18 protein-coding genes and 1 tRNA gene are annotated in these 25789 nt (G+C 62.6%); 11 read left to right on the top strand and 8 right to left on the bottom strand.

Annotation, left to right across the window (positions count from 1 at the left end; genetic code table 11):
• Positions 1–69: 69 nt before the first annotated feature.
• A tRNA-Tyr gene (locus ACLP9N_RS19175) sits at positions 70–161 on the bottom strand.
• A gap of 331 nt (positions 162–492) precedes the next feature.
• The gene (locus ACLP9N_RS19170; RefSeq protein WP_442408898.1) at positions 493–2424 is read right to left on the bottom strand and encodes an SIR2 family protein; all 1932 of its coding nucleotides are present in this window, start codon (positions 2422–2424) and stop codon (positions 493–495) included.
• A gap of 726 nt (positions 2425–3150) precedes the next feature.
• Here ACLP9N_RS19170 and ACLP9N_RS19165 point away from each other — a divergent pair.
• Positions 3151–3747 (top strand): hypothetical protein, encoded by a 597-nt coding sequence (locus ACLP9N_RS19165; RefSeq protein ID WP_442408897.1) that lies wholly within the window; start codon positions 3151–3153, stop codon positions 3745–3747.
• Entirely contained in the window at positions 3747–4457 is a 711-nt protein-coding gene (locus tag ACLP9N_RS19160; RefSeq protein ID WP_442408896.1) for a hypothetical protein, read from the top strand. The genes ACLP9N_RS19165 and ACLP9N_RS19160 overlap by 1 nt, the downstream gene beginning before the upstream one ends.
• Before the next feature lie 57 nt (positions 4458–4514).
• Here ACLP9N_RS19160 and ACLP9N_RS19155 read toward each other — a convergent pair whose 3' ends face one another.
• The 4 genes from ACLP9N_RS19155 to ACLP9N_RS19140 all read right to left on the bottom strand — a co-directional run bounded on the left by ACLP9N_RS19155 (position 4515) and on the right by ACLP9N_RS19140 (position 7751).
• Positions 4515–4682 (bottom strand): hypothetical protein, encoded by a 168-nt coding sequence (locus ACLP9N_RS19155; RefSeq protein ID WP_442408895.1) that lies wholly within the window; start codon positions 4680–4682, stop codon positions 4515–4517.
• A 114-nt stretch (positions 4683–4796) separates the two neighbouring features.
• Positions 4797–5120, bottom strand: a complete 324-nt coding sequence (locus ACLP9N_RS19150; RefSeq protein ID WP_442408894.1) for a hypothetical protein — start codon at positions 5118–5120, stop codon at positions 4797–4799.
• Between the two features lie 1086 nt (positions 5121–6206).
• Complete coding sequence (locus tag ACLP9N_RS19145; RefSeq protein ID WP_442408893.1) at positions 6207–6356, bottom strand: hypothetical protein; 150 nt, start codon at positions 6354–6356, stop codon at positions 6207–6209.
• A 636-nt stretch (positions 6357–6992) separates the two neighbouring features.
• Complete coding sequence (locus tag ACLP9N_RS19140; RefSeq protein WP_442408892.1) at positions 6993–7751, bottom strand: SWIM zinc finger family protein; 759 nt, start codon at positions 7749–7751, stop codon at positions 6993–6995.
• A gap of 508 nt (positions 7752–8259) precedes the next feature.
• Here ACLP9N_RS19140 and ACLP9N_RS19135 point away from each other — a divergent pair.
• Genes ACLP9N_RS19135 through ACLP9N_RS19120 form a run of 4 tightly spaced genes read left to right on the top strand, consistent with a single transcriptional unit; the run spans position 8260 to position 15669 of the window.
• Complete coding sequence (locus ACLP9N_RS19135; RefSeq protein WP_442408891.1) at positions 8260–10050, top strand: ATP-binding protein; 1791 nt, start codon at positions 8260–8262, stop codon at positions 10048–10050.
• Between the two features lie 18 nt (positions 10051–10068).
• Positions 10069–11238: an exonuclease SbcCD subunit D gene (locus ACLP9N_RS19130; RefSeq protein WP_442408890.1), complete on the top strand. Its 1170-nt coding sequence runs from the start codon at positions 10069–10071 to the stop codon at positions 11236–11238.
• A 1-nt stretch (position 11239) separates the two neighbouring features.
• The gene (locus ACLP9N_RS19125; protein WP_442408889.1) at positions 11240–14671 is read left to right on the top strand and encodes an AAA family ATPase; all 3432 of its coding nucleotides are present in this window, start codon (positions 11240–11242) and stop codon (positions 14669–14671) included.
• Positions 14672–14682: 11 nt separating this feature from the next.
• A complete protein-coding gene (locus ACLP9N_RS19120) occupies positions 14683–15669 on the top strand; it encodes a hypothetical protein (protein ID WP_442408888.1) in 987 nt (328 codons plus the stop codon).
• A gap of 431 nt (positions 15670–16100) precedes the next feature.
• Here the strand turns inward: ACLP9N_RS19120 and ACLP9N_RS19115 are convergent, their stop codons facing one another.
• Positions 16101–18686 carry an AAA family ATPase gene (locus ACLP9N_RS19115; protein ID WP_442408887.1) on the bottom strand — a complete coding sequence of 862 codons (2586 nt, stop codon included), beginning with the start codon at positions 18684–18686 and terminating at the stop codon, positions 16101–16103.
• Between the two features lie 87 nt (positions 18687–18773).
• Here ACLP9N_RS19115 and ACLP9N_RS19110 point away from each other — a divergent pair, with 87 nt between their 5' ends.
• Genes ACLP9N_RS19110 through ACLP9N_RS19100 form a run of 3 tightly spaced genes read left to right on the top strand, consistent with a single transcriptional unit; the run spans position 18774 to position 20741 of the window.
• Complete coding sequence (locus ACLP9N_RS19110) at positions 18774–19418, top strand: hypothetical protein (protein WP_442408886.1); 645 nt, start codon at positions 18774–18776, stop codon at positions 19416–19418.
• A 37-nt stretch (positions 19419–19455) separates the two neighbouring features.
• A complete protein-coding gene (locus ACLP9N_RS19105; protein ID WP_442408885.1) occupies positions 19456–19713 on the top strand; it encodes a hypothetical protein in 258 nt (85 codons plus the stop codon).
• Positions 19713–20741, top strand: coding sequence for an exonuclease domain-containing protein (locus ACLP9N_RS19100; RefSeq protein WP_442408884.1), 1029 nt, complete (start codon positions 19713–19715; stop codon positions 20739–20741). Before ACLP9N_RS19105 ends, ACLP9N_RS19100 begins: the two co-directional genes overlap by 1 nt.
• Positions 20742–21031: 290 nt before the next feature.
• Here the strand turns inward: ACLP9N_RS19100 and mobF are convergent, their stop codons facing one another.
• Positions 21032–23848, bottom strand: a complete 2817-nt coding sequence (mobF, locus tag ACLP9N_RS19095) for a MobF family relaxase (protein ID WP_442408899.1) — start codon at positions 23846–23848, stop codon at positions 21032–21034.
• A gap of 420 nt (positions 23849–24268) precedes the next feature.
• Between mobF and ACLP9N_RS19090 the strand changes: the two genes are divergently transcribed.
• Positions 24269–24511: a helix-turn-helix domain-containing protein gene (locus ACLP9N_RS19090; RefSeq protein ID WP_442408883.1), complete on the top strand. Its 243-nt coding sequence runs from the start codon at positions 24269–24271 to the stop codon at positions 24509–24511.
• A 33-nt stretch (positions 24512–24544) separates the two neighbouring features.
• Positions 24545–25744: a tyrosine-type recombinase/integrase gene (locus tag ACLP9N_RS19085; RefSeq protein ID WP_442408882.1), complete on the top strand. Its 1200-nt coding sequence runs from the start codon at positions 24545–24547 to the stop codon at positions 25742–25744.
• The last annotated feature ends 45 nt before the right edge of the window (positions 25745–25789 follow it).

Below are 25789 nucleotides of genomic sequence, written 5' to 3'. Positions count from 1 at the left end.
GTCGCGCACTAGCCCGCTTGGTCAGCCTCATTGAACGCAGTCAGGCCCGCTGAAAGGCGGGCCTGAGCTTGGTGGCAGATCCAGGATTCGAACCTGGGTAGGCGTTAGCCGACGGATTTACAGTCCGCAGGGCGGGGTGTCTTCCGGTGTCGCAATATGCCTCACGAGCCCGTCACCTGCGCTGATGATTTCAGAGGATGTCATCATGTATCCGCGCGAAGCGCGCGGGTTGTGACAACGCCGTGACAATGACGGCCCTTTGTTGATGGTCTGCCCGTGCCGCTCATTACCTGTCGCCTCAAACTAAGATGCATGGTCGAGCGTTTCGAACCACAGCTTGGTGGGTCATGGGCCTCGACAGGCGGTCGATCGGCTGCCGTCCCGGGTCGCGCACAAGGGGGTCGCGGAGATGCGATGGCTTGAGCGGCGCCGGCTCGATCAGCTTCAGGCTGCGCAATGGGACGCCGGGGACTGGCCGCCGGCCGTCTGACTTCACTCTTGGCCGGGCGGCCGACCTGTATCAAGCCAAAATTCATCAGGCAAAAAGCCTGTGTACTGCATCTGTAACTCATGTCCGCAACGACCAATCGCGACACTGACACCTTTCAGCGCGAGGTACACAGCAGTCGGCTGCATGTCCCATCCGCTCGCCAGCGGATGGCGGTCGCCCAATCGTGCGACCTCATCAGCGAGGCGCTCAGCGAGGGGGTTCCCCCACTTGTAATGACCGTCGCTCGGGTCGAATGTCCTTTCTGACACGAACAAATGGGTTCCGCGTGGAGTCCAACGACACCAATCAGCAACTCGGTCAACCATACGTTGGCGATCGATCCAGGCTTCATGGCGCTTGCCCTCGTCGATCGCGGATAACTCTTTGTACTCGCGGTCGCGGACTTCGAATTCGCCGACGGCTTCCTGAAAGCCTTCGATGTCGATAACGAGCGTGCACAACCGCAGGAGTTCAAAAACCTGGATCGCGTCATCGATTGGGTCCACCCCGAGCCCCAGCGCTTCGCCAGCGACGGCGGCAACACACTGGTAGAAGGGCACTGGCCGCTCCGCGAATCCAGTCGGGGCAAGGACCCGCACCAAACGCGCTGGCCTTGAACCCGCTCGTTGACCATGAAGACTAAACAGCTTGGCCACGCGGGTGAACCGCTCAGCCGCGACCGACGCAACACCCGCGGCATAGAACAGAATTGACCCGGTAACCAAAGGCAGCTCCAAAAGCCCGGTCAATCCGCTTGCCCGCACAAAGGGGCGAGAGAACCGCTCGATCTCAGGCATCCACCATCGTTGGTCGTCATCTTCGCCCCAGTAAGCAAGGGCAGCCACACAGGCGGCGGGTACTCGACTCGCTTCGACCGTTTGCTCAAGTAGTGAGGGGTATGCCGCTTCATCCATATACCTTTCGAGATTGAACGCGGGCTGGCTACGCAGTCGACTGAATTCCGCAGCCACCATGTCGTGCGCTGCAATCGCCGGGCCCTCTTGACCCAGATCACGCTTGATGCGGTTCACCGCGACGCTCAGCGACAGGGGATGACGAGCGCGCCGCTCGCGCATCGCTTCGACCTGGTCCGCGAGGTGTCCAAAAGCATCGTCGGCAGTCGTTGACAAGATCAGTGCCTTCTTGCCAACAGCGAGGTCGCTGGCTGCCTCGGTAAGTGGGCCGGGAGAGACCCACCCCATTGTGAAGATCGACCGATGATGCGCGGCAACAGCTTCGCGAAGTGCATGGTCATGCTGGACTGACCAGCCAGCGACGAGCAATCCGTAATCACTCAACACCCGCCTCAGCAGAGCGTTCATGGAACGCCCGTATCCGCTGAGCTCGGCAGTGGTATTTCGCATCGAATTGGCGTTGAGGTAATCGCCGTGCAGATGCACGATGCAGTGCTGGACGGTATGCAACGGTGCGAGTCCGCGTGCATCCGATTCGGTTGCGACAACAGTGGGTTCGATGTTCAACTCGTGAAGCGCCTGCTCAAAGAGTCTGTCGAAGTTCATGGTAAGGACGATGTGGACGATTCCTGCCTGCATCAGTCGCGCTATCGCGCGGTGCGCAGTTGACGGACCTGTGGCCTCGTTTTCATCGCGTTCCGTAGGATCGAAGTACTTGCGCAGGAGGCTCTTACGCTCGGTTGGAGTTAGGGCTAGCTGCTCGACAACGTCGCTGTACGTCGGAGTGGGGCCAAATTTCGCTTCGTACCAACCTGCTGCAGTATCAGCGTCGATATCGCCGCCATCGTCGGTATCGCCGGCAATCTGGCTGATGAGGTCAACGACAATGTCCCACGCTGTCGGGAGCCCGGCACCCCTAGAGACCCCGGCGCCGGCCAAAATCGCATAAGCGCCCGGATTTGAGAAGAGGGAGAATGCAAGCGGGAGAAACGGGTCATCGACCGACGTGTCTGTAGTCATCAACACCGAAGATTACGACCGGGAGCGCGGCTAGTGCTCTCATTGCACGCTTTCGGCGCGGGTGTGTAGCGCCCAGCCGTTGGAAATCTCGCACGCTCTGCGGACGGCGTCTAGCTAACGGGATTCGAACCCCTGACCTACTCGATGCGAACGAGTCGACCTGTGCTTTTGTTTTCCTGAGAGGCGTTGGTTGCGTTGGAAAACTGCAGGTCAGCGCGTTGGTTTTGTTGGTACCGAAAAGCTGCGATGAACTCTGGCAGGGACCCAGCAGGGACCGACAGACCCGCTCGCCAACTGTTGTCTTCGGCACGCTTGTTGCGCTCGGCTATCTTTTTGGCCGTCTGAACTGGTATCTGCCGGCAGGAGATCTCAGAGGACGGATGTTGACATAGAGCCGCCTACGTCTTTGAAGTGCTAGAGGTGTTTCCGGTGTTACTGAAGTGACACACGCGTCGCTAAGCAAGCTTCGCCGATAGCTCTGGCATCGTCGGCTAATCTCGAAAGCGACAGGCAAGTTAACCGACGATCGCCGTGGGCGAAACCCGAGGAACTGGGTAGCCGAGCTTCAGGATGAGTGGATAGCCTGACAGAGCGTCTGCGCGAGCCGCTCTGCGAGCCCACTTAGTAAGTGCGCAAGCTAGGCCTGAGCGTCTGCTGTTGAACACATTTGTTGAGAGGTGGTGACCGGCTCTGCCAAGTCTTCGGATTCCCGACCGGGACAGCGATGTGCTAGCGCCCCTGCTCCAGCTAGATCCCGATGCTGGTGAGCAGCTCTCCAAAGAGATTGACCAGTCCGACGGGACGTTCGCCTCTATCACCGATCTCCTAGACAAGCGCGGCATCGACGGACGCATTGCTCTTTCAGCCCTCATGTCTTTGATGGCTGCTGGGCGTCGTTATCGCATACCTCCCGAGTCCCTTGTATCGGCGCTCAAGGAGTCACTGGGGATCAAGGAACAAGGAGCTGGCGTTACGGCGCTAGTGCAAAACGCGGCGGTGCAGCGCTTCGCGAAGGCCCTTAGCCTGAGGAACGAGTATGAGCGCATCATTACTGACACTCGGATTCTCTCGGATATCCGGCCTGTGTTTGATGATGATGCTGAGGATCCGAGCATCCAAGCCGCAATCGTGAATCACACTTTGCGCTTCACGTATACGGCAGGTGATGGCGAGCGACATGAAACGCATTTTGCGCTTGACACTGCCGACCTGAAAAAGCTTAAAGCTCAGATCGAGAAGGCTCTCAAGAAGGACAAATCATCACAGCGCCTGATCGAGAACGCTAACGTCGTGGTCTTAGAGGCGATGGAGGAAGAGTCGTAGTGGACACCAAGTGCTGGCCTGCTGGTGCGGACGGCTGGGCCGTCGGAGACGAATCGAAAGCTGCTGTGGAAGAAGCCATTTCGAGCGGGTCAGGTTCTTCAGCGCTCGTGCCCCGTGCGGGCAGCCCGTACCGGGAGTTTGCGCGTCACTGGAGTTCGAATTTCGGGCTCGCTGATCCTGCAGTCATCGCTTTGGAGAGTGTATTAACTAGGGGCCTTGCGCTGCACAGCGCTCCGCTCCCAGCCACCGACTTCGCCAAAGCACACCAAGCTATGGAACCTATGTTTGCCGCCTATGCCATCGTTAACGTTCCATCGAGTGTCACGGCGCACGAGGCACGAGGCACTGGGCAATGGTTCATATACGGAGGAGGCAGCGCCCACGCGCGTGTGTTGTCCGCCTTAGGTTTAGTACGTAATGGACCCCTTGAAGTGGTCGAGCCCGCCTTGTCCAAGCGCATAGTGCAAGCACTGGAGGAATCGCTAACCGATTTCCGAACCGTCTCGTCCCTCGCCGATCAGCTTGGGGTGAGCGACGAGATGGTCAGGCAAGAACTTGAGCGCCTAGGTGAGGCCGTGAGGCGACCCTTAGGGCAAGAACGCTCGTACCCGGACTGGTATCGACTCAAGGCTAAAGGCCCCACTCGCCAAGAAAGGCTCGCGCGGCTGAAAGCCGTCCTCGGGTTCAGCGCGATGGACGACGACTTTTAGGCGATGTACGCGGTTACTGGCACAGCTTCGGTCTTCCTGTTCGGTGCCGCCGGAGGATTAAGCACACAGATCGTCGCGAATGTAGCGCTCATCCTGCAGCGTCAATTCGTTGGAAAACACGGGGTTCCGGAGCGTTTCCGCGCGCCCATGTTCTGGGTCGGTGTCGCTGGAAGTACTTTTTTGGGCGGCGTGATTGCTTGGATACAGGGTGATGCTCTTGTCCATTCTCACCAGATCGCTTTGCAGATAGGGCTCGCGTGGCCGGCGCTCTTTGGAGTAACTGTCAACAAACAGGAGACCGGACCGCCCGGGTCGGTTGGCTAGCGCATAAGCGATTTCTCATTCGTATCTAGCTGCCCGCTCCAGCCGCCACCGCTGTAAATCGTCCAGGCCGTCGTCATCGTCGTCCTCGTCGTCGACCGGCGGCGCAGGGAACGACAGCGCGCCCGCTGCTTCGAGGCCCCGCAACCGGCCAAGCTCGACCAGCAGGCGTCGGCACTGCTCCTGTGCCCGCATATCGCCCGCCATCGCCTTGCCGTAGGCCACCCGGAACAGGGACTCGAATCGCTCGACCTGTACCGCGTCGGCCTGGTCGTCGCTGTTGAGCAGCGAACCTTGCCGGGCGGCCAGCTGGCGCTTGACGGCCAGCTCCACCCCGCGCACCGACAACCTAACCTGCGCGTGCTGCGCGACGCCAACGCATTCCGACGCCGTAACGTCCAGTTCGCTTGCCGTCCTTGTTCATCCAGCGGTCGATGATGACCGCCCTGTTGCTGTTCATCGCTTCTTGATCCCTCTCGGCCTGGCCAACACAACTGGCCGGGACCATACGCCAGGGACCCGACAGGGACCGGGGGCAAAATGAGGGGGTGCCAGCTAAGCGGGAAACCAGCGATTAGCTGGGAAAACTTGTGTGGAGCTAAGGGGACTCGAACCCCCGCGCTTTCCTGCAAAAACAGCTTGTGAAATGCGCTTTGTCGATCCAGGGTTACGCGAGCTGTCCCTGTCCTGGAGATATGCGGCGACGTGTTGCGCGACGTAACAGTGCTGGCGCCCGTCGAACCATGCTCGCTGGGTTATGAGCTACGCACCAGGGATTTTCCCGTGTCCGCTTAGTCTCAAAAGCGCAGGTCAACGGCCTTCGTATGTCTGGCCCGTTGCGCCACATAGCACCGATTGTGGGCGGTTCCACCTTGTTTTGTTCCCAAATTTGTTCCCAAATGAGCCAGCTTGCCGGCCGCTCAGCAGCCAGGCGATTCTGGACATCGGGCTTCCTTAGACCCCCACACTGCCAGGAGCGGGCAGGCGCCTTGACCAGGCACGATAAATGCATTTTGCTGCTGTAGCGGTAGTGGTTGAGGGAGCGACTGTCGTCACGGTTATCGTCACAACTGTCGTCAAAAGCTAGCTCCGCGAACGGCCAGGCAAAGTCCCCAACCAGCACAGATGTTTGTATCCGTTTGTACTACAGTTGGCATGTGGCGGACGAATTGTTCGATCTGGACCTGCTCGACGAAGAGGATCCATTCGAGATCGATGCTCAAGCCGCCCACCCCACGGCTAAGCCAGGGGTGTCCTGGGCGGCTTTCGATGACTGACGCATGGTGGTTGCCTACGGTCGCTCCAACAGAATGGGATGAAAGCTGGACTGGGGCCGGGCGCGCGCTTCCTAGCGCCGAAGTTAATCTTGGCGGTGGCCACACGATTGAATATGTGAACAAAGATGAGCTACGTAGTCTTATTGCGCAGTCAGACCTGTTCGGTCAGAGCGAATCGATCGGTAAACACGTCGCCGCGTACCTGGACGTAATAGCGGCCCCCCAGAAGGCCAAAGCCGACGCTGGTGGCGACGAGGTGGCCGGTGTCCGCGCGGCGAAAGCTGCCAGCAAGGCGCGTCACCCAGCCAAAGGCGCGCCTGCTGAGGCACCGGCTAATGAGGCGTCAGCCACGAAGGCTGCACCTCGGCGCGCACCCGACACAGCGTAAAGCAATGACTGGTCAATGGCGTGTTTGGGACGAACGTCGGTAGTTTGTGACTACTCCGTGACTACAATATGACTACAAATCGGCGTCATGCCCCGAGTATTCGTCGCGCACCACTCGGTGACGTAGCGGATCTCATTAGCCCAACAACGGCCGTCCCACTTTTAGCTCTCTGCGTCAGCCCGCATTCCACCACGGCAGCGGCGGCTTAGCGAACCCATTGCGGGGGTCCGTTACTTGTCCACGCGCCGCCGTGGTGTGTCTGGTTTTGACAGGCGTTCCACATCGCCTCGGCTATCTGCCCGGTGATGTCACTCATTAAGGGACCTCCTTGTCGAATTGGGTCCGTGAGATTAGCGCGTCTCCGTGACTTCCCGCGCCTATAGTCTGTTTATCTTTTCGGCGACCGAGTCCATGTCGGAGTCGAATAGATCGGCGTACAGCTGGGTTCGAACCAAAGCGGATAAGGGGGAAACGCCCTTGACCCCCAGGTCTATGGAAGGGTGTTCGCACGTGTGCGCGACTGTTCGGCTAATGTCGGGTCACTGTAGTTCAGGGCTGTTTCCGCATGGTATTCGTGGAGAGCTTCCTGAATGGCACTCCACGCCAGTTTTCTATGATTAGAGTCGCGCTTAGTTCAACCAGCGGGCCTGCGTAGTCACTTCCGAAACCAACCACAGTGCCGTGCAGTGTCCCTGTTTTGGTCCACTGATTTGGGACCGCCACCTTATCGCCGATGTTCAGTGGTGCGCCGATATAAGCGTATGCGCAACCGATGTCGTTGTTGTGGAATTGAACGCGGATCAGTTGATGGCCGAGGTCGTCGACCATTCGTACCGCCGGAACGCGCATCAGCTCGCCGCATAGTTTGCAGCACTGTGGTGGTCGCGCTGGTTTGCTTTCTAATGTTGGGTGGTCTGTTTCCATGGTGATGCCTAGGGAGGGGAGGTCGTTGGGGCCATCGCCGAAGCAGCCGTGGGATCGCACGCGGTCAATGTGTTTACAGTGGGTGTGGCCGCTGAATTTGAAGGCCGGGCATGTGCATGTCAGTTTCTGACCTATGACGTCTTCGAACATGACGTGGTAGATGTCGACTTCGCCGTGCACGGTGAATTGCGCCCAGTACTGTGGACATCGCGGCGCTGTGGACGAGGGGTCGCCGGACTGCCACGCGAAGTCGCCCCGCTGCGGAGGAACGGACGGCGGATTAGGTGGTTTGAGGCGGCTGGCGTTTTTCCGCTGCGGAGGTGATCGGTGGCCGCGCTCCCACTCGTCCCATTCCGCTTCGGTGCGGGGCTGCCAAGCGTTCATTGTCGAAGGCTAGGTCCGGCGGGCCGAGCCGGCGTAGAGCATTTGGTCGCGAACACCAGAGCCAGAGGCCACCCGGGAGCAATAATCGAGCGTGTCAGATGGTCTGTGTACGCGCGTCTGCTGCGCTCCGATGCGGTCGGTGCCGCGTTGCGAGCACGGCGCTCTAGTTCCGCGCGTTGGTAGCAGTCCCAGTGGGCGTTGTAACGGTGACCATCATGGTCTTGCCATGCTGATCCCTCAGTGACACAGCCTCCGCAGACGTCACAGGCGGCGCAGGGTGTCCGCTGTTCAACGCCCGCCACATCGCTATGGTGGCACGCTGCCAAGAAACCCGCGACGCGATTTCGTCTACCAGACGCGCCGATCGTTGAGCGTGGCTTCATGTAGTGCAAAGCCGTCCATCGCACGGACAGGATGCGGAAACCCTGCGGCAAATCAGGTGTAAATCATAGAATCGGAGCCCGTCGGCACGAGTCGAGACTTCGTCGCGCCGGGGGAGGTCGGCACAGTGTCAGAGCAACGGGGCGAGGAGTTCACCCCCCCAACGGCGACCGAAACGAACGAGGGACACGATGTTCACGCGGTCGGCCAAGTGGTCGGCACAGAGGACGCGACACCGCTGACATTCCATGTCGCGATCTACCCCGAGGCGTACCTGCAGCTCGACGATGTCGTGGCAACGCTGCGCGAGGTGCCGGAACGCGGCCAGGTGATGACGTCGGGCATCGTCACGCAGGTGCGCTCGCGGCACGAAGGCGCCAGTTTCAGCAGCGACGTCTTCCTCATCTCCGACGGCGTGCTGCCTGCCAGGGTGCAGGAGATCGCCGAGGTGACCACCACGCGTGTCGAGCCCCAGCTCTACGTTCCGCCCCGACCGGGTTCCCTCGTGCGTCGCGCCACGGGAACCGAGCGGTTCCAAGCACTCTATTTCGATCAGATGGAGCGGCGTATCCCGGTCGGCACCGGCAGGGACGGCGAGATTGTCTACGTCGACCTCGATTTCATCGACGGCACGCGTGGTGCCCACGTGTCAATCAGCGGAATCTCCGGCGTGGCCACAAAAACGTCATTCGCACTGTTCCTGCTGCACTCGATCTTCACCAGCGGCGTGCTCCGAAACGCGCACAACGCGAAGGCGCTGATCTTCTCCGTCAAAGGCGAGGACTTGCTGTTCCTGGATCGACCCAACCTACGGCTGCGAGGGGGACCGGGCGATGAGCTGCGTGCCGCCTATGCCCGCCTGAACCTAACGGCAACCCCGTTCGCCTCGGTCGGTTTCTTTGCGCCGCCCGTCGCGGCGTCGAACAACGCCCGGCCAAACGTCGCTGGCCGGACCGACGGGGTGAACGCGTTCTGGTGGACGATCCGGGAGTTCTGCGCCGAGCAGCTCTTGCCCTACGTCTTCGCCGACATCGAAGACGAACGCAGCCAGTACACGCTGGTCGTGCACCAGGTGACAAGCCGCCTGCGCAATGACGCCACGCCCGCCGGCAACGACGGTGCAGTCGTGATTGACGGACAGCAATGCCGTACGTACACGGACCTGGTGGAGCTCATCTGCGACCGGGTGACCGATCCGGCCACAATGGCCGCATGGGCGGGCCCCGCCATCGGCGCCGGTACCGCGAACGCCTTCGTGCGCCGGCTGCGCTCCAGCCAGCGCGCGCTGTCCGAAATCATCCGGGGAGACATTCCCGACCGTCCCGGCAGGCGCATCAGCACCGAAGACCACCAGGTGACGCTCGTTGATCTACACAACCTCATGGAGCGGGCGCAGCGATTCGTCACGGGCGTGGTGCTCCGAGCCGAGACGGAGCGGAAGGAAGCGGCCGGACCCGGCAGCCTGCTGTTCACAATGCTGGACGAACTCAACAAGTACGCGCCCCGCGAAGGCGCCAGCCCCATCAAGGACGTGCTGCTCGACATCGCCGAGCGCGGCCGTTCACTCGGCATCATCCTGATCGGTGCCCAGCAGACGGCAAGCGAAGTGGAGCGTCGCATCATCAGCAATAGCGCCATCAAGGTGATCGGGCGCCTCGACGCAGCGGAGGCCTCTCGGAGCGAGTACGGATTCCTGCCAGCCGGGCAGCGAATGCGCGCCACGATCGCCAAACCGGGGGCCATGTTCGTCAATCAGCCCGCGATACCGGTCCCATTGGCGGTCGAATTCCCCTTCCCGGCGTGGGCGACCCGGCTGTCCGAAGTCGACGACGCCACGCCTCCATCGTCAACCGACGGCGAATCTCAAGACGGCGCCTTTCCAGCCCGCGTACCCGTGCCTGACGATGCACCGTTCTAAGCGGCCCCGGAGGAATTGATGAAGTTTCTGCACACCTCCGACTGGCATGTCGGAAAGATCCTTAAGGGCCACAGCAGGCTCGCGGAGCACGCCGAGGTCCTCAAGGAGATCGTCGACATCGCCGAAAGGGAACACGTAGACGCGGTGCTATTGCCGGGTGACCTCTACGAAACATCGGCACCGTCAGCCGAAGCGCAACGGCTCGTCGTCCATGCCTTTATCGAGTTACGCAGGACCGGCGCGGAAGTCATCGCGATGGCCGGAAACCACGACCACGCAGGCACGTTCGACGCCTACCGGCCGCTGATGGCGGCCGCTGGCATACATCTGCTCGGCCACGTCCGCCCCGCGGACAGCGGCGGTGTTGTCTCGTTCGACGCCCGATCGACGGGTGAGCGTGTCAACGTCGCCGTCCTGCCGTTCCTGACCACCCGCTACGCGGTCCGAGCCGCAGAACTGCTGGCCGGCACGCCCGACCTCCATGCCGCGGCGTACGACGAACTTGTTCGCACGATGCTCAGCCACCTCAAGACCGGCTTCACGGCCGAGGCGATCAATATCATCATGGCGCACTTGACAATCACAGGCGGCACGATGGGCGGCGGAGAGCGCGCGGCCCAGACCATCTTCGACTACTACGTGCCCAGCAGCGTCTTCGGTTCCGACCCTCACTACGTCGCGCTAGGACATCTCCACCGGCGGCAAAGCATTCCCGCGCCCTGCCCAGTTCATTACAGCGGCTCCCCCATCGCCGTCGACTTCGGCGAACAAGACAACACCAGCATGGTTCTCCTTGTTGAGGTTTCACCAACCACGCCAGCGAAGATAACTGAGGTGCCGATCACCGCGGGTCGTCGGTTGCGCACCGTCAGAGGCTCGCTTCAGGAGCTGCGCGAAGGCGCACCCGAATTCGGCGATGACTACCTGCGCGTCTACATTCGCGAACCCGTCCGCGCCGGTCTGCGGGACGACGTGCTCGAAGCCCTCCCCAACGCGCTAGAGATCCGCATCGATCCTGAATTTGTCGAGAAGGCCCAACCGACCGCCCGCCCGGACCGCACCGATCGGAGTCCCGTCGAGCTGTTCGACGAGTTCTGCAAGGAGCGCCAAATCTCCGATCCCCGCATCGATGCACTGTTTATCAAACTCCTCGACGAACTAACGTCCGCGGACGCGACAGCAAGCTGACATGCGCCCGGTCCTGCTCGAACTCGACGGCTTCTGCTCCTATCGCACGAAGGTGCGCGTCGACTTCCGCGACGCCGACTTCTTCGTGCTCGTCGGCCCGACCGGCGCCGGCAAGAGCACGATCATTGACGCGATGATCTTCGCGCTCTACGGCACCGTCCCGCGTTGGGACAACCGCAGCGCCGTCGCCCCCGCGCTTGCCCCCACGGCCAATCGTGGCGTGGTTCGCCTGATCTTCGACCTCGCCGGGCGTCGCTTCAGTGTCGTCCGCGACGTCCGCCGCGGCGGCGGCAAGACACAAGCTGTCACCGTCAGGGAAGCCCGGCTGGAGGAATTCGTGTCGCCGCTTGCCCTCGGTGCTTCCGACGATGAGACCACCACGCTTGAATCCGGTAGCCCGCGCGTCACGACAGCCGTTGAACAGCTTCTTGGACTAACCTTCGACCAATTCACCCAAGCCGTGGCACTGCCCCAGGGTGACTTTGCCCGCTTTCTGCACGCCACGGACGGCGACCGCCAGGACATTCTGAAAAACCTCCTCGGATATGGCATCTACGACAGCATCCAACGTGCGGCATACAGCCGCGCCAGCGACAACAAGATGCGCGCCGACACCCTGACCGAGCAGCTGAGCCGATATGCAGACGACACAGAGGACAACGTCGCCGCGTTGCGCCAAACCCGTACGAAAGCAAAAGATTTCGAAACGCATATGACCACGGTGGCCGTCCCGGCTCTCACGCGGGCAGCCGAGGAGGTCGCCCACGCAGGCGAGCGCGTCGCACAATTGAACGCCGAACTCGATGCGCTGCTCGCAGTCGTTGTACCGGCGGGGGTCGCCGACCTCGATGCAGCCCGGCAAGCGAAGAAAGCCTCGTTAGCCACCGCCGAGACAGAGCAGAGCGGCCTCGAAGAGCGAGACCGCACGGCACGCGCCGCGCTGCAAGCGGCGCCGCCGCGCCACCAGCTCCAACAGACGCTTGCAAACTGGCTTGAACTTGAGCAGATCGGCGCCGAACTACCGACCGTCATCAATGCCGGCGCTGCTGCGGACGCCGCGCTGCAGAAAGCCGCGACGAATCGGGAACGCGCGGACACCGCGGCCAACACCGCGCGGACTGCAGCCACCGAAGCCGACCGCGTGGCGGAGCTCCGACAGCGCGAATACGTCGAGGCGCGAGATCGCCTCGCTGCGTTGCACCGAGTCAGCGTTCCGGAAGGTCTCGACGCTATCAGCGAAACGCTCCGCGACGTAGCTTCTCAACTCGCGCAGGCGAAATCGGATCTCAGCATAGCTGAGAAGGTCCAGAAAGACGCCGCCGACGAGCTCGAAGAGCTCCCCGACCCGGCAACAACGGCCGCCGCGGTCACCGAAGCAGAAGAGATCACCAGCATTGTCGCCGGCGACGCCGCCGCATCCGCACGGCGCTCACAATTCACCACGGCTCTGGCCAAAGCCCAGCAGAAGGTAGCAGAGGCAGCCGAGCAAGCCACGGCAGCCGAAGCAGCCTTGCACGACGCGGAACGTGCCAACAAGGCGGCTGCGATCCGGACAGAACTGACCGTGGGAGACGACTGCCCCGTTTGCGGCCAAACCATCACCCAGCTACCGCCCGAGTCCGTTGCCGCCGACATTGAAGCCGCGCGGTCGGCCGGCGAACGGGCACGAGACAAGGCCAAGAAGGCGGCGGCCGCACTGTCGCAACTCGAAGTCGAGCGCAACAGTGCCATCGCGGTGCGGAGGGAACAGCTGCGACGGTGCGAAGACCGTCGCGTCAAGCTCCTCGACCACCTCACCGCGCTCAACATGATGGATCAGTGCGTGATCCTGCGAAATCCCGTCAGCGAAGAAGCGAGCAATGAAGGGCTGTCCCAGCTCTCGGCGGAGGCGTCCGCAGCACACGCGAGGCTCACGGCGGCCCAGGCTCAGCGCGCAAAGATCGAGGGCAAGCGCAAGACCGCCGATGCCAACGTCATCCGCGCCCGCGGCAGTCTTCGCGCTGCCGAGCAGGCAGCGACGAGCGCCGACAACGACACTGCATCAGCTCGCACCGCGCTCGGTGCGGCCCGCGACAGCGTGAGCGCGCTTAACCCGCCGGCGATCGACGACACCGACATCCAGCGCGGCTGGGACCAGTTGAGGGCATGGGTTTCGGTGACCGCCGATGCGCTTGCCAGCCAACTCCAATTGCTGTTGCAAGCAGCCAACGACGCTGACGATGCCGCGTCACGCGGTCATGAGCAACGCAAACTCGCCGAGGACGCGGCCGCCGAGTCGACCAATGCGTACACGGCTGCTGCGGTCGCCAAGGAGCGGGCCGACCAACAAGTCCAGATGAAGCAGCAACGCGAGGCCGAGCTCACCCAGCAGCTGTCCGCCGCACCTGAGGTCGATAGCGTTCGCAAGCAGCTTGACCATGTGATCGCGTTGGAAGAAGAAGTGAATGCTGCAAGCTCGGCACTCGGCGAAGCGCGCACAGCCGTGTCCGCGGCGCGAGACGCGCTCGCCCAGGTGGAAGCGGCCATCGAGGCCAGCTGGCAGCAGTTGCGCCGTAGCCGAGATCCGCTGACACGCTTCGGTGTTCCTGAGATCACCGGCACCGACGTCGCTGCCGGATGGCAACTGCTCGCCGACTGGAGCGCTGCAGAAGCGTCCTCGCGAGGAACGCAGGTCGAGGCAGCCGAGCGTGTCGCGTCGGAAGCTGACACGCGGGCACAGGCAGCTCGGTCGAGCTTAGTGGAGGCGCTAACAGCTGAAGGGATAACCGCGCCGTCGACAGAGGATGCCGCAGCGCTGTGTACCGAAGCGACGGGTCTGGTCGCCTCCGCGGTCGCGACCGCCCAAGAGGCACTGAAGCGTGGTAAAGAGCGTCTCGACGAGTCCAAGCGAATGCAGCAGCAAATGAAGACGGCCAAAGATGCGGCCGACGTCGCACACGAGCTCGCGAATCTTATGCGCAGCAACAACTTTCCCCGTTGGCTGATCGCCAGCGCGCTCGACACGCTGCTGCTGGATGCTTCGGCGATCCTGATGGACCTGTCCGGTGGACAGTTCAGCCTTACCCGCGACGAACGCGACTTGCTGGTCATCGACCACAACGATGCCGACATGCCACGCCTGGTCAAAACGTTGTCAGGGGGCGAGACGTTTCAGGCAGCCCTGGCATTGGCGCTGGCGTTATCCGAGCAGGTCACATCGCTGTCGGCGGTCGGCGCCAGCAAGTTAGAGTCGATATTTCTGGATGAAGGATTCGGCACGCTCGACGAAGTCACGTTGGAGACGGTCGCGGGAACGCTGGAAAACCTCGCGTCTTCGGGATCGCGGATGGTAGGCGTGATCACCCACGTGCCCGCACTGGCCGAACGGATACCGGTCCGTTTCCAGGTGACCCGCGACGGCGCCGGCTCGCACATCGAGCGCCAAGGGATCTGAAGAGGTAGACGGTGAGGTTCAGTGTCGACAGTTGGGACCCGAGCTACGACGCCGGAGTCGAGCTGGAGGCGTTGCCACAGTCGGAGGTTCAGGTTGACACCACAATCGAGGTGTCAACGGCGAAATGGGCGCCAATCCAGACGCTTCAACCAGACGGGCAGAGGCGGGACTTATTGTTCGTCGACGGCGTGCGTCGGATCGACGCACGCGTCTGGATCGACGACGCGGCAACCGGCGAAATCGATGCCAGCCGCTCGGTTGCCGGGATTTGCGCGTCGTATGCGGCCGGCGTCGTCTGCTGCTGCCAGCACGGCGCGCATTTGATCACCAGTGAGGTGCGCCGCGGCCTGTTCACCGCCGCCGTCACCGGAACTCACATCCCCATTGGGGGCAGTACGTATGTTTTCCATCGCGTGGTAGCAGGCTCCGAGGTAGCCTTGGCGGTCTCGCTGAGCAATGCCGTCCAGCGCGCGCTGACAGATCTGGAAATCGTTGCCGCGGTGCAAGCCCGGGCCGCTGCCGGTTCCCACGGCGCCGTCGCGGACAATCTTTTGATCATCGATGGTCCGCTGCGCGACCGCGCTCACCTCCCCCACGCCCTCGGTTACGTGAAAACGCATCAGGCCCAATATTTGCCGCCCGAGTTGAACGCCGTCGTGGCCGAGCTTGAGACAGCCGCGAGGACACCGATATTTGCCATCGCGACGGGCTGGCAGCGATATTCGTGGTATCTCCGGTTGCCCTGCACCCCGGCCGGGCCGTGGGCCGGCGTCGTTCGGTTGGAGGCCGCGCCGACACTGGACCTCGCCGAGGCTGTCGCCCTTGCAAATGCGAGTCAGCAGCTACTGGCGAGATTCGCCTCGGTGGAGTACAAGGACAGCCGCGCACCTCAGAACCTCGTGCCCATCGCGGGCCTGGAGAAGCAGCTGCGACACCGTCTTGGCTACGCCACCCGACTGTATCGGGAGATACGCGCTGCCGCACTTTCCTTTTCGTAGTTTGGCGGTCGGACTGTGTCGCCTGACTGGGTCGGATCTCGAACCCGCGAAGAATCCGCCGCGTATCACGTGTGGTCCCAAAATGCTCCCAGAAAGCCAATACGAGTAGACGTTTCGCACCGCACCCGGCGATGCGAAACCCGGACTACATGTTGTGATAGGCAACGTTGGGTAGCTGATTGAGCTCTTCCAGAGGCTGATGAGCCTCGACGTACGCCCCGCCGTCGATGGGTTTTGAAATGGCACCTTGCGAATGCGACCGGACTGATAGAAAACGGAAGCCTACATCCGAACCGAAACAGTTCTGATCCCAAATGTGATGGTCCAGTTGTCCCCGGGTCGCGGCGGACTCGTCATCGTCTCGTGGGGGCCCAAACCATGCAGCGGGGAGTAAAGGTGGATCATGGCCTTTCGCTGCCGCGCGGCGTTTACTAGGACGAGGTCCGCGTCGTGTTGGCCTGCGTCTTGTCGACCCACCCAAAGAACTCCTCGACGGAGAACACCGGCTTGCCGAGTTCCTGAGCCTTACGCGCTTTACCCGACTGAGACCCAATCTCTGCGGTCACCAAGACTTCGCACCGCGTCTTAGTCACCGATTTAACCGGCATGAGGCCCGCGGCTTGCGCGATCCTCATCATTTCGTCACGCGATAAAACTTGCCCCGCGGCGTTCTGTGCCGTGCCAGTGAAGCAAATCCGTGCCCCTGGTACCAGAATCGAGGCGATGTCTTCGCCTGCACCCGCTGTCTCGACTGAATCGTCGATAATTTCGACACCAAGCAGCTTCTCGGCCTCCCTCAGACGCGACATCGCCTCGTTGGTGAGTCTGACCCGCGAAGCCGCGGCCCTCAGCTGGTCGGCAACCGAGTGGCGTGCAGCGGCCAGCCATGGGGTGTCGGCCAGCGCGCCGATGCGAGCCTGCACCTCGTGCGCTTTGGCATCTCCGAGCAGTATCTCGCCGACACTGCGGCTGACGTTCAGGATCGCCGATAGCGCAGGCAAGTGGACCGAAGTCGGCGTCGGAGCCTGATGGCAGCGGCTCACGATATAGCCGAGGAAAGATTCGGACTGCTCTGGTTCGCCGAAGGGGGTCGAACTTGAGTCGTTGGCCCCCGCCTTCACGCGTGCGTCGAGCAATGCGAACGCTCGTTCCAGCGCGGTGCTGGCTGCGAGCGCTCGGCGATGTGTTGATTCCAGGGCCGTGGGGGGCACCTCGATCCCCAAAGGCATCGCCGTGACATGACCGAGCCTTTTGAGTTCGAAGTCGATGAGCCCCAGCGTCTCGTCGATGCCGACGCCGATGGGCGTGCAGCCCGCGAGCATCGGAGCGATGACACTCCATGCTTCGGCAAGCGTCGGGGCCAAAAGGACATCAGAAACCTTGATGCCATAGGACTGTCGTGCATCGGCAAGATCTCGTTGCGGATTGATCACACTGCTCACGGCCGTCCCGTCGTCAAAAGCCACGGCCAGTTCGACGGGCCTGGGCCGCGACATGCGTCCTTCGTCGCCGACGGTGAGAATCGCAATGGCGCAATAACGACGCGGGTGGTCTTCCTTGATTGTGCCGCGCAGAAAGCGTGCGATGCGTCGATCCGTTTTGAGATCCTTTGGTAACACGGGCCGTTTGAGCACGAGTCCCTCCAGCGACGTGCATCTGCTCAGTGCGACGTAGAGCTGGCCAAAGGAGAAGGTGCCGCCGGTCAGGTCGACGATCAGCCGGTCAAGTGTTTGTCCCTGGCTCTTGTGGATGGTGATCGCCCATGCCAGCTTGAAAGGCAATTGGCTGAAGGAGCCGACGATCTCGTGGCGAAGGGAACCGCCGTCGATGACCGGCCGCGTGGCATCCCACGTGTGAGCGGTTACCTCGGCGGCAGTCCCGTTCGTGAACTCGACCGACACGATTAGCCCCTGAGCTTCATGGATTTTGGCTACGCGACCGATGGTGCCGTTGACCCAACGGTCGGATTGGTCGTTGTTAAGCATCATGATCTGGGCGCCGACTTTAAACCGCAGCTCTTCGTCGGTGGGTGGCTCAAAGAGGCTTAGGTCTCCGGACTGCTTGGCCTGGTGTATGACCTCGTCGCCGGGCAACCGTTCAAGATGCTGGCGGTTGCGGGCCGACACGAGCCGGTTCGTCGGCGCCAGTGTCAGCCAGAATTCATCGTCAGGTGGGACGAAGTCGGCATCGACCCGGCCATTAAGCTGCTCTTGTGCATGCGCTAGGAGCACGCCTTCGCGGATCGCGTTAAGGATCGAGGTAAGCCGCTCGTCGCCCTTCTGGCGGAACACCGTTGTCAGCGCGACGGTTGGAAAGGTCTCGCGCTGGAAACTGTGGGCAGAGAAAAAGTAGGGAGTCTCGTATCGAGTCGAGAAGTACTCGACTTCCTGCTCAGTGACCACCGGGGGCAACTGATACAAGTCACCGACGAGCACAATTTGCACGCCGCCGAAAGGCATTCCCGGTGCCGGGCCAAATCGCTCGAGCGCACCGACCAGCATGTCGAAGAGGTCGGCGCGCACCATCGACGCTTCGTCGATGATGAGGGTCTCTAGCGAGGCAAGCGTTTTCGCAAATCGTGAGGGGTAGTAGCGGCCAGCGCGGACTTCATCCAAGGTCGTCGTTTTGCTGAAACTGAACAGGCGATGGATGGTGTAACCATCAACATTGAGGGCCGCGACCCCAGTGGGGGCGGCGACAACAACCTTCCGGTTTGTCTCGGACATAAATTGGCGAATCAGCGTTGACTTACCCGTGCCCGCCTTTCCCGTGAGGAAAACATGACGACCTTCGCCGAGAAGTGCGAGTGCTCGCTTGAACTCCTCGGTGAGGATGATGTGCCGGCCCTGTGTGTCGCCCTTACGAGTCGCTGTTTGTCGACGTGTCTGACCCGATTGCCCGTGAGCGGGATCAGAGATCACGGCGCCGTCGACGAATCCGGTCCACTGTGCGCCGTCCCACCACCGCGAGTGAGCCTGCTGCCATGGATCGGCATACCAGCCCGGAGGCACCGTCATCCTGTCCCCCCTTAAGAATTGACCGACAAATCTCGCATGTCGCATCGTCCTAGCACGTGAATCCGACACCGGTAAGAGTTTCGGAAGATGGTGCAATTCGCGATCAAGCTGTCGGAGACCCTGCTTATGATCGCCGCGACCATCGAGGAGGGGCCCGTGGTGCTGTCTGCCGACGTAATTGCATTGTTTCGCTACCGCGAAGGCGCTTCTGCTGTTTGGCACGTCGACATCAACCCGTCGACACCGCTGACGCGCCTCTGCGGCGCGTGGGTTACAGGTGATGCCCGCACCCTGCGCAATGTGCTTGCAGCCCGGCTGCTCCTCCCGTTCGGTGGTCGGCTGGACACAGAGGCGACCGAGCTCGCAGAGAGAACCGTCGGCAACATCGATCCCAACGCGACACTGAATGCCATCCGGAACAGGATTTCCGAACTTGATGCACTGCATCGCGATTCGAAGACCGCCGCCGGCCAACCCCGTGCTCCCATCAACTGGCCCTCGCTTCCGCAACCTCTCGACTGGGCAGCACTTCCTTCACCTCCTCGAGGAGTGAATCCGGACCCGTTTGTGGCCGAGACCATCGCCGTCGCCCAATGGCTTGCCGAGCTGGGGGAAGTGTGGTCAAAGGTCGAGGTAGCTCGGACGTCGCGGCAGCACCTCGCGTGCGGTGATCTGACACCACGGCCGCTCCCCGTAGCTCTAGCACCAACAGATGATCATTCTCTTGCTTGATCGTCCGGACAAGTGGCCGAAGTAGGAAGGCGATCTTATGAGGTTGCTCCACTTCGCTGACGTGCATCTCGACGCGCCGTTTCGCTGGGCGACTGGCAAGCAACCACGGAGACGGCGGCGGCCCTTGCGGGAGACGTTGCTGCGTGGCGGCCTATACGAACAGGGACGGTTCGCCCCCGACATGGCGGAGTTTCTCCGCGTGACGTTCGCCGAGATCGCCCCTCTGCCGATCTTTCTCGCCGTTGGGAACCACGACTGGTTAGGGCCCCTCGTTAAACCCGAGCCGGTGCTGTGATGCTCAATTACACTGCGATCGACTTTGAGACCGCGAATTCATATCGCGGCTCGCCATGTGCCGTCGGTCTGGTCCGCGTGCGGGACGGAGTTCCCGTCGCGGAACGAAGCTGGTTGATGCGCCCGCCCGAGGCGGTCGACCACTTCGACGCCTACAACACGTTCATCCACGGCATAACGGCGGCGATGGTTGCGAATGCACCTCGGTGGAACGAACGGCTGCCGTCCATAGTCCACTTCATCGGCGATGACGTGGTGGTCGCCCACAATGCCGGTTTCGACATCGGGGTTATCCGTTACGCATGCGCGGCCGACAACATTGAATGGCCCGAGATGCGCTTCCTGTGCACGATGGGTGTCGCCCGCCGGGCATTATCTCTACCGTCGTACCGACTGCCTTTCGTCGTTAACGCGGTGGGTGGCCTCATCGCCGACCACCACAACCCACTTTCCGACGCACGTGCCGTTGTCGACATTGTTCGCGGACTGTCCAACATGAAGGGCGTCCAAGATCTCAGCGCGCTAGCCAGTTCGGTGGGTGTTTGCATCGGCCACATGCATAGCGGCATCTATAAGGGCAGCGTGGCGATCTCGGGCGGCTCGGCGCTGGTCCGGTCGGAATTGAATCAGGACGCTGACCCCGACGGCTACCTTTACGGCCGGGTCGTTGTATTCACTGGCACTCTTATGGCGATGACTCGACAAATCGCGTGGGACGAGTGCTCGCGGGTCGGGGCGATCCCCGAGAAGTCAACCACCAAGCGAACCAACGTGCTGATCATCGGTGATATCAACCCCGCTGTACTTTGCCCCGGCTCCAACCTAACCGCCAAGGCAAGGAGGGCGTTTGAGCTACAAGGCCAGGGTCAAGCGATCGAAGTGATGACCGAGGACGATTTTCTGCGCTGCCTGGATGGAACGCCGCTCGCCGGTATCGACACCTTGCTTCATGGGGGCGCCACAAACCTTGAAATGTCTTCGCTCGCCCGGAAAACCAGGAACCCCAGGGACCAGGGCCCCGCCGGCTGACTGCCACCGTGCACGTTCGCTTCCCGCCCGAGCTCCTGGAGCAGGTACGCGCTGCGGCCGCGGCAGACGACCGCTCCGTCTGGTCTTGATCTCAGTAATGAAAATCCTCACAACCCAGTGCGGATGAGTGTGCGGATGAGTGCGGATGAGGCCGACGGATGTTGGGACGGTTGGGACCGTGGTCGCGGCACCGGGCAAGGTCGCGGTCATTCTCCTGACAGAAAGTTCTCACACGCCGAGTTCACCCGCGCAGCAACCCAACAGCGGGCATGGGCGCCGCAACCTATCGCCTAAAACTCCAGCCCGTAGCCATCGTCACTGAGATCGCGGCTGCGGTCGTAACTGATGATGCGTTGGTTGTCAGCCTTGCGGGCGCGTTCAGCCGCGGTGTATCGGCGCCAGGCGTCTCGCCGCTGGGTGCGGCGTCGATCGTTGCGTTCCAACAGATCTGCGACAGCCGGGGGCAGCTGGTGGCCGGCGGCGCGTTCGGCTTGGGCGTGCATGGTGCGGGGCCGATCGTCGGTGTCCAGGATCATCTGCAAAGAGTGGGCGGCGGCGTATTTGTTGCCCCGGCGCATCTGGTGCACCTCAGCGGCGTCGAGCAGGTGGCGGTGCTCGTGGTCGCCTTCCCCGGCCGCTCGGTTGTAAATGTAAACGTGGTTGTTGTCGCGGCCACGCGACATCGCGACGTATGCCATGGCGCGGCTGGCTGTTTCGCCGACGACAGCATGGCTGGTGTCGGCGGTGACGCCTTGGGCGGAGTGCACGGTGGCGGCATAACCCAGGGTGATGTGGTCACGCACGTAGTCGTTTTTGAAGACCGCACGGGCTTGGTCGGTGAGTCGTTCGGCGGCGATGCGTCCGGTGGCGGCATCGAGGCCGGCCACCCGCCACCGGTTGCCGTTACGGACCTGGCCGACATGTTCACCGCGCTGGTGCTGGGGTCCGGGTCGCACATCAACGGTGGCGTCGTTGCGGCGACTGATGATGATGTCGCCCTTGCGGATTTGTTGATCGCGGTCTGCGTGCACGGCGGGGCCCTCGACAGTCAGCGCGTGGTGGAGGCGGTGGTTGAGCGCGTCGGCCATCTCGGTGGTGTCGCAGATCAGCAGCGCGTCTTTGCCGGCGGCCCGGTCGGACAGGTAGGCGTCGTGCGCGTCGGCGGCCATCGCGATCTGGTCACCGGTGTGCAGCCGGCCGTGGCTGCGATACCAGCCGACCGCTTTACGCAGCCGCTTTCCGTGCCCGTCGCGCAGCGCCAGGGAGGCGCCGCGTTCGTCGCGGTCGCGCAGCCGCCACACCTCCGAAAGGTGCTGGGTCCAGGGCAGATCGGTACACAGTTGGGCGAACATGCCCCCGCGCGCCTTAACCGGAGCCAGCTGATGGGCGTCGCCGACCACGACGGTCTTGGTCCCCGCGGCGGTGGTGGCGGTCAGCAGTTGGCGCAGCTCGGCGGTGCCGACCATGGCGGCCTCATCAACGATCACCAGGGTGTGCGGGTTCAGTGCTAACTGGTTGTCGCGCAACATCTGGAGGGCTTTGGCGATCGTGTGGCCCTGGTCTCCGGCGCCTTCGCGGACGGCGACGTCGACGGCCTTGCCGGTCGGCGCCAACACCAGCGTGGTGCCGTGGAAGCGGCGGCGGGCGGCGGCGCGCAGGGCGCGTATCGAAGTGGTCTTGCCCGCACCGGCCGGCGCGGACAGCGGCTGGATCAGCCAGGGTGAGCGGCCGATGTTCTCTACGGCGCGCTTTTGATCCGGCGACAGGTGTGCGGTGTCGTCGTCGTTGATCCACAGCATGGCGCGGTCGTTGCGCGCGTCGACGAGACCGAGCACCGCGGCTTCCTCGTGGAGAATCGCGTCGAGGGTGAAGCGCTCGTGGCCTTCGCGTTGATGTGCAGCCCGGGGTGCGGTGAGCCGTACCGCGACCTCGTCGACCGCGGATTCCAGCAGCTCACGTGGGGTGCGCTCGGTGTCGACGGGTAGCTGAGCGCCGAGGATTTCGATGAGGTCGGCGCGGGTGAACGCGGCCTTGTCGATCTTTTCGGCCGCGTCGGTGATGCGCGCGGTGTTGAAGGGGATGCGCGCTGCTGCGCGACGCGCCGCGCGCGCGGTGTCGAAGGCTGCGCGGTCCAGGTGCAGGCCGCGCGCATCGGTGCGCCACTGCTCTACTAGCTGCGTCCAGGCGAGTTCTTCGGGTTTGGCCGGGCGCGTCGCCTTTTGCGCTGCCGCCAGCTGTGCTGCGGTCAAGGGTTTGTCGATGACGTGCAGGTGGTGGGCGGCCCATTCGCGCAGCTGGGTGGAGCGGCGCGACCAGGCGGTGATGGTGCCGCGATCGACGCCGGCGAGGTCGGCCATCCCGGTCGAGGGGTCGACAGGCGCCCATTCCAGGCCCAGGGAGTGGTGCAGTTCGCGGCGCAGGGTGGCTTGATAGATCACCCCGGCCGCTCTGGCTTCGTGATACAGCGAGGTCCCGTCGACGGACACCAGTTGTCCGTCGGCGCGGGCCTGGCGATTCGGAACGATGACATGGGTGTGCAGGTGCGGGTCCCCGCACCGCGAGGTCTCGTGCTGGTAGGCGATCGCCGCCAAACCGGGCAGGCGCACCAGGTCTTTTTCGCCGGTGCGCGGGTTGTGCACCCGCGTGTAGCCAGCATGCGCGCTCAGATACTCCATCGCCTCGGACAGCGCGACGGTGTGGGCATCGGCGATCGCCTTGGACAGCACATCGTCGTCGCCGCGCAGCCCTCGTACGAGTGAGACGCTCTTAGGTGCGCAGAACGTCAGGTCGAACCCATGGACACCGCGCTGCCCGAACGCGCGCCCTCGCGCACCATTGGCTCCGATGCCGTCGTCGAGCCAGCGGGCCACCAGCCCTGAGTCGGCCTCTCCCCCGGCGCACTGGTCATCAGTGAGGCCGACCAGTGTGGCGACGGTGTAGGTGTCGCCCGCCAGCAGCCATGTCGGGGTGCGGGTTTCGTGTTCTGAGTAGTACTCCCCCAACCCGCCGCCCGCGCGTGCCACATCACGGCTGGCGGTCTCGGCAGCCCGGGCGGTGTCGATGTAGTAGTTGATCGACCACCGCTTGAGCTTGGAGATCGTCAACACCTGATCCACCCACTCGCCGGGGCTGTGGCGCACCGGTTCCGGTGACCGCGGTTGTGGCACCTGCTGTGCCACAACCATTCTCGCACATTGTGCAAATGTGCCGTGCAGAAATTTGGAGTGCGGTAAAGATGTGAGACGTAGTGAAATACGTTGTGATGCTGCAATTTTAGGTGGCGCAGCGGGGGATGGTATGAGACGAGTTGGGATGGAAGCAAAGGTGGGCAGTGAAGGGAGCGGGTGAGTGAACCGAGGCATTGCGGTGCGCTGGCTCCAGTGGCCGGCGCTGACGCCACAGCGCGTGCGGGTCGCACCGACGTAGCACGACTTCACCCCGAGCGCGGCCGCGCTGCACGATTGTGCACGGACCAGTCGGTGCTGCGAATTACAGTTGTAGAAGTCCCGTCTCAGAGAGCGGGCAACATGACTACACCGATTTCGGAGCATGCGATGGACGGTCTCGACGTACCGGAGCCCTGGCGTTCCAACCCTCGGCGGCTCCTCACCATCCGGGAAGCGGCTGAGGCGCTGAGCGTCTCGCGCTCTTCGATCTACCGACTCTTCGACGCAGGTCAGCTTGCGTGGGTCCGGATCGGTGGATCGCGCCGAGTGGCCTCGACAGAGATCGAGCGCTTCGTTGCCGCCCACACTGAGGCGGCAGTATGAGTCTGCCGCTCAGCGACCACTAAGCAGATCGCCATGTCTGAACGTCGCCAACTGCCGCCTCAGATCAAACGAGTTGAGCTCGCCGCGCGTGATGGCGGTCGACCGACTATTCGCTATCAACTCATCGTCGACGTCGGCGTGGTCGACGGAAAGCGCAAGCAACTACGGAAGCGGTACAGGACGGAGCGTGAAGCTCGGGCAGCACTGGATGCGGTGCGGGGCGATGTCGCCAAAGGCACATATGTTCATCCGTCGAAAATTACGCTCGCCGAGGCGTGCGAGAACTGGCTGGCCGCCAAGCACGGACTGAAGCCATCGACGCTGCACGGGCATCGAGTGAATCTCGCAGCGGCGATGGCCGAGCTCGGTGAAGTCGAGGTGCAGAAACTGACGAAGCGGCACCTTGACGATCTAGTCACGAAGCTCCGGGCTGGAGGTCTCCCCTCGCCGACCGGTAAGACGCGCAAGCCGTGGTCTCCGCGGTCGATCAACTACATGCTCGGGTTGCTTACGGCGGTGCTGAAGGATCAGATGCGCCAGGGGCAGGTGGTGCGAAATGTCGCCGAGCTCGTCGACCGCATCCCTGCCGACGCGAAGCCGGCCGCTACGTTCACCCCAGCTGAGCTCCAGAAGGTGCTCGATCACATCGACGGTGACCGGTACGCGATCGCATGGCAGCTCGCGCTAACCGGGCTGCGGCGCGGCGAGGTGGCTGGCTTGCGTTGGAGTGACGTCGATCTCGATGCACGCACGTTAACGATCGCATCGACGCGGCTACGGTTCGGCAAGCACCTCGTCGAGGACACTCCGAAGTCACGCGCGGGGCGCCGGACGTTGCCGATACCCGACCACTTGGCGGCGAGCCTGCGCTCCGTCCGGGCGATCCAGGCGGCCGACAAGCTGATGCTCGGCGAAGACTACGAGTCGAGCGGCTTCGTTGTGGTAAACGAGTGGGGCAGGGCGCTGAGCCCACACGCGCTGACATCGCGATGGGCGCGGATGCTCAAGGCCGCCGGCATCCGCCACATCCGGTATCACGATGCACGGCACACGTGTGGCACGCTCATGCACCTTCAGGACGTACCGATTGCGGTCATCTCGGCGTGGCTGGGTCACGCGTCGAAGTCGTTCACGATGCAGACGTACGTTCATTCCCAGCCGGATGCGCTCGCAGCGGCGGCGCAAAGCTTCGGCCGAGTCGCCACCCTAATTCAAAGAAAAACTGAAGTCTGAGCACTTCAGCACGGTAGTTAGCCTGGCTATCGAGCTGTGCTAAAG

Origin of the sequence: Mycobacterium sp. (assembly GCF_052144515.1) — a bacterium.
Classification (GTDB): domain Bacteria; phylum Actinomycetota; class Actinomycetes; order Mycobacteriales; family Mycobacteriaceae; genus Mycobacterium.
This window is presented reverse-complemented; position numbering and strand designations above follow the sequence as displayed.